The sequence below is a fragment of the Collinsella aerofaciens genome (assembly GCF_015557435.1).
GTDB lineage: Bacteria > Actinomycetota > Coriobacteriia > Coriobacteriales > Coriobacteriaceae > Collinsella > Collinsella aerofaciens_Z.
This window is the reverse complement of record NZ_JADNOH010000011.1, coordinates 1-5,253: the sequence shown is the minus strand read 5'-3', so window position 1 is coordinate 5,253 and position 5,253 is coordinate 1. Positions and strand designations below refer to the sequence as shown.

Sequence of the window (5,253 nt, the reverse complement as noted above, 5' to 3'; positions counted from 1 at the left end):
GAACTTCTGACCTCTTCCGTGTCAGGGAAGCGCTCTCCCCCTGAGCTAAACGCCCGATCAAGGGTGCGCAAGCGCGCAAGGGATAATATAACGGAGCCTGAACTCGGTGGCAAGAACATTTTTAAAAATCGCTTACATTGTGGAATTCGGGGGCTTTGTCATATCCATTTCAAAAGAGCCTGCTGCCGCGATTTGACTGTCGCATAATGCAAGGCCATTGCGGTATCGAGCTATGGAAAGACGTCTGCGGAATTGTCCTACCGATAAGCGGACAAGCCTTCGGCTGGTGCCTTCGCCGTGGTAAGGTAAGCCGAATTGTTTCCAGGCTGTTTCGGGGGAGTGGAATGAGCAAAGAGTGTGTCGAGCAGGTCGAAGGTGCAGAGGCTTCGGTGCCGATGACCGATATATCGAACATTGATGTGCCCGAGGGCACCGACGAGCTCAGCCGCAACACCCGTCGCGCATGGCGCGACCGCTTGAACAGCGCTTCGACGCGCAAGATGATCACGGGCGTCTTGGCCACGCTGGTGGGCGGTTCGTTTTGGGGCTTCTCGGGCACCAGCGCGAGCTTTCTGTTCGATACCTACCACGTCGACACCTTGTGGCTTATGAGCGTGCGTCAGATTCTCGCCGGTCTACTCTTTATGGCCGTGGTTGTCATGCGCGACCGCGAGCGCCTGATTAAGCTCTGGACCACACCCGCCGATCGCAAGCAGCTGCTGCTCTTTACCGCCTTTGGCCTGCTGTTCAACCAGTTTTGCTATCTTTCGGCCGTGCGCCTGACGAACGCCGGAACCGCGACGGTGCTCCAGTGCCTGCAGCTCGTTATCATCATGGGCTACGCCTGCGTGACCGATCGCCGCATGCCGCGTACTCGCGAAGTCATCGGCATTGGCCTGGCTCTGGGTGGAACCTTTTTAATTGCCACCGGCGGCGACCCTACCAGCCTGAATATCTCGCCGCTTGGCCTGGCAGCAGGTCTTATGTGTGCGGTCAGCGCCGCGTGTATGGCGGTGATTCCCGCCAAGATCCTGCCCGAATACGGTAGCCCCATCGTCACGGGCTCGGCAATGCTCACGGCGGGCGTGATCTCATGTGTCTTCGTGCAGCCCTGGGCGCATATGCCGGCACTCGACGCTGCCGGCGTCGAGGCGCTCGCGGTGTTCGTGGTTATCGGCTCGTTTTTTGCTTACATGCTCTATATGCAGGGCGTTAAGGACATCGGCTCGGTGCGTGCGAGCCTCATCGGAACTGTGGAGCCGGTTTCGGCGACCATCACGAGCGCCGTTATGCTGGGCACGGTGTTTTTGCCGACCGACCTTATCGGCTTTGCCATGATCATCGTGATGATGTTCCTCACGGTGTAGCTGGCGCCGCCGCCAAGACGGAAAAGGTGTTGTGCCACATTTTCGCCAATTGATGTCCGTGTCTGGAGTTTAGCTGTCGATGCTCAAAATGCCATAAACTAGTAACGTTATGGACTTTTTCATTGCGACTCAATTGCGAGGATTTCTTTATGGCTGGTAATCACTTTAAGGGCAGCGATAGCGGCCGTCCTGCAGTTCCGCCGCGTCCGAACGGGGCTGGTAAGGCCGGTACGCCGGGCGGCGCTGGACAGGGCGGTTCCGGTAAGCGTGTGTCCCCGGGCGAGACGGCGATGTTTACCGCTCTGTACGAGCAGTCTCAAAAGGCAAAAAAGACCGGCCGTGCAAGAAGGGATGTCTTTGCGGGCGGTGCAACCTCCACGTCGCAGCCGAGTGGGGCTCCTTCGGTACCCGCGAACAACGCAGGTGCTACCAACGTCGCGAATGCCGCCGGCAACGTTAATGCCGGCAAGGCCGCCAACAATACTCCCTCTGCCGGTGGCGCGGGGCTTACGGGTAACCTTGGCACGATTTACACCGGCGCCTCCGAGACTGGCACGTTCGCCCGCCTGGATGATAGCGGTGCCGAGTTTGCGGGCTCGGGTTCCAAGGAAGATTATTACGATTTTGGCTTGAACTACGGTAGCGACACTTCGTCGAGTTCGACCTCTGACGGCCTGGTCCGTCATCGCCATCGCAAGGGCGAGCGCAAAAAACGTCACACTGGCGCCATTATTGCCGCTGTAGTCGCGGTGCTTCTCGTTGTGCTTGGCGCAAGCGGCTTTATGCTGCTTAACTCGGCAAAGACCGTAAAGAGTGAAGCGAAGGAGGCCGTCGAGATCGTCGGTGGCCTTAAGGACAAGGTCACGTCGGGCGATTTTTCGACGCTGCCTGACGACGCGAAGAAGATTGATGAGCTTTGCGACAGCATGAAGGCGGAGACCTCGAGCCCGCTGTGGACGGCGGCTTCGTTTATCCCGGTGTATGGCAGCGACATCAATGCGGCCCGCACCATGATCGACGCCCTGTCCGATGTCTCGAGCAATGCGCTGGTTCCCATGGCCGATAACCTTTCGCAGGCCACGCCCGGCAAGCTGTTTCAGGACGGCATGATTAACGTGTCCGCGCTGCAGGCCGTTGCCGATTCGCTTTCCGATAGCTCCAAGGTGTTCAAGAGCGCCAACGAGAAGATCCAGGGCATTGGCGATACTCATATTTCCCAGGTGACCGAGCTGGTCGATAAGGCCAAGGACGGCTTTGCCACCCTCAACGGCGCGGTTGACGCGGCGGAGAAGGTCGCCCCCGTCCTTCCCCAGATGCTCGGCGCCAACGGCCAGACGCGTCATTATCTTGTGCTCGCGATGAGCAATGTCGAGATTCGCGCCTGCGGCGGTTTCCCCGGTTCTCGCGGCGTGATGTCGGTGACTGACGGTAAGCTCGAACTGGGCGATTTTGTCAAAGTCGACATGATGAAAGAGCCTTTGAGCCCGCTTCCCATCACCGATGAAGAGGCAAACTTGTTCACGACCGGATGGGGCCTGACCGGATTCAACACGCTCGGATACACGATGGGCGACGTTACGATGACGCCCGATTATCCGCGCGCGGCTCAGCTTGCCAGCGATATGCAGAAGGCCATTGTCGGAGATGACATCGACGGTGTATTTGCAGTCGATCCGGTATTTTTGCAGTATATGCTCGGCGTTGTAGGTGGCACACAGCTTCCTGACGGCACCGTCGTTGATGGAAGCAACGCTGCAAAGGTGCTGCTGCACGATATTTATTGGAATTACCCGGTAGAGGAACAGGACGCCATTTTTGCGGCGGTTGCCGGGTCAGCTTTTAACAAGATCGTGGACGAACTGGGCTCCAGCGATATTACTAAGATTGCTGCCGCCATCGAAAAGGGCGCTTCCGAGGGTCGCGTCCTCATGTATTCGAGAAACGATGACGAGGAAAAGGCCGCGAAGGCTCTTGGAATATCGGGCGCCCTCCAAACCGATACGTCGGAGGCTCCGATCTTGGGCGTTTATGTGAACAACTACAGCTATTCAAAGATGGATTGGTTCCTCGATAAGCGAGTCACCATCGATTCTTCGGTTGAAAATGCCGACGGCTCGACGACGTATCGAGTGACCACCTCGCTCAAGAATACGATGACCCCCCAGGAGAAGGCCGAGATGCCTGGTTATTTCCAGGGCCATAACGGCATTAGCCAGGATATTGACGATGAGGTGCTGAGGCTTTATCTCTATGCTCCTGCGGGAGGCAGCATTTCGGACATTAAGACTTCGGGCTCCGGTTCTATCGAGATGAACGAAGCGACGCACGATGGCTTGAAGGTTGCATGGGGCGGTGTCCACATGCTTCTTGGACAAGACATAAAGGTCGAGTACACGGTCACGACTTCGAAGGACTCTGGGCACAAAGAGCTTAAGGTTCGTACCACGCCAACCGCTCAAACGTTCGAACAGGATAAGTAAGATATGAAGTACTTTGGCACCGACGGCTTTCGCGGCGAGGCCAACGTTGGGCTGACCGTAGAGCATGCATACAAGATTGGCCGTTTTGTGGGTTGGTATTACGGTGCCAACCGCGAGCGCAAGGCACGTGTGGTCGTGGGCAAGGACACGCGTCGCTCGAGCTATATGTTCGAGGCGGCGCTGGTGAGTGGCCTGGTCGCGAGCGGTGCGGACGCATATATGCTGCACGTGATCCCAACGCCGGGCGTGGCGCATCAGACCGTGGAGGGCTGCTTCGATTGCGGCATCATGATCAGTGCGAGCCACAACCCGTTTTGCGATAACGGCATTAAGCTCGTCAACAGCGACGGCTTTAAGATGGACGAGGACGTGCTGGAGCTCATCGAGGACTACATCGATGGCAAGAGTGAGGTGCCGCTGGCCACAGGCAACCACATCGGCGCTACGGTCGATTACATGCAGGGCCGCAACCGCTATATTGCCTCGCTCATCGCGAGCGCGAACTTTTCACTGCAGGGCGTCAAGATCGGTCTCGACTGCGCCAACGGCTCGGCATCCTCGGTGGCCAAGCCGGTGTTTGACGCGCTCGGTGCCGACGTGCGCGTGATCAATGCCGCGCCTGATGGTTTTAACATCAACGTCGACTGCGGCTCTACGCATATGGAGCGCCTGCAGCGCCACGTGGTGGAGCAGGGCCTGGACGTGGGCTTTGCCTATGACGGCGATGCCGACCGCTGCCTGGCCGTGGACGAGCGCGGCCGCGTGGTCGACGGCGACCAGATCCTGTACGTGTGCGGTGTGTACCTGAACAAGCACGGTCGCCTTTCGGGCGGTACCGTGGTGCCGACGATCGCCAGCAACTTTGGCCTGGTCAAGTCGCTGGAGCTTGCCGGTCTGAGTGTCGTGACCAGCGGCGTGGGTGACCGTCACGTGTATGCCAAGATGCGCGAGGGCGGCTACAGCCTGGGCGGCGAGCAGACGGGCCATACGATCTTTGGCGATATCGAGCGCACGGGCGACGGCATTATGACCTCGCTGCGCGTGATGGAAGTGATTCGTGCCGAGCGCGAGACGCTCTCGCAGCTCACGGCTCCGTGCAAGCTGCTGCCGCAGGCGCAGGTTGCCGTGCGCGTGGCGGATAAGGACGCCGCGCTCGAGAACATGGGCGTGCAGAACGCCATCGCCGAGGCCGAGGCTGCGCTGGCAGGCGAGGGCCGCGTGCTCGTGCGCAAGAGCGGAACCGAGTCGGTTATCCGCGTGCTGGCCGAAGCGCCCGACCAAGCATCCGCCGATGCCGCCATGAAGCGCATCGCCAACGCACTCGAGGCTCTGTAGTTACGCGGTTTTACCAAACCGCGTAACTGCTCGACGCTGCAAACGCCCCTAAGCGGCAATCTGACGTTCAA

3 protein-coding genes are annotated in these 5,253 nt (G+C 58.9%); all 3 read left to right on the top strand.

The genetic code is table 11. The annotated features are described in order from the left end of the window. Positions 1-344 precede the first annotated feature (344 nt). The 3 genes from I2G43_RS01020 (at position 345) to glmM (ending at position 5,182) form a co-directional block, all read left to right on the top strand. Positions 345-1,367: a DMT family transporter gene (locus I2G43_RS01020; RefSeq protein ID WP_195534761.1), complete on the top strand. Its 1,023-nt coding sequence runs from the start codon at positions 345-347 to the stop codon at positions 1,365-1,367. Positions 1,368-1,516: 149 nt separating this feature from the next. Beyond that, complete coding sequence (locus I2G43_RS01015) at positions 1,517-3,847, top strand: DUF4012 domain-containing protein (RefSeq protein WP_195534760.1); 2,331 nt, start codon at positions 1,517-1,519, stop codon at positions 3,845-3,847. Between the two features lie 3 nt (positions 3,848-3,850). Beyond that, positions 3,851-5,182: a phosphoglucosamine mutase gene (gene glmM / locus I2G43_RS01010; protein WP_195534759.1), complete on the top strand. Its 1,332-nt coding sequence runs from the start codon at positions 3,851-3,853 to the stop codon at positions 5,180-5,182. Positions 5,183-5,253: the final 71 nt, after the last annotated feature.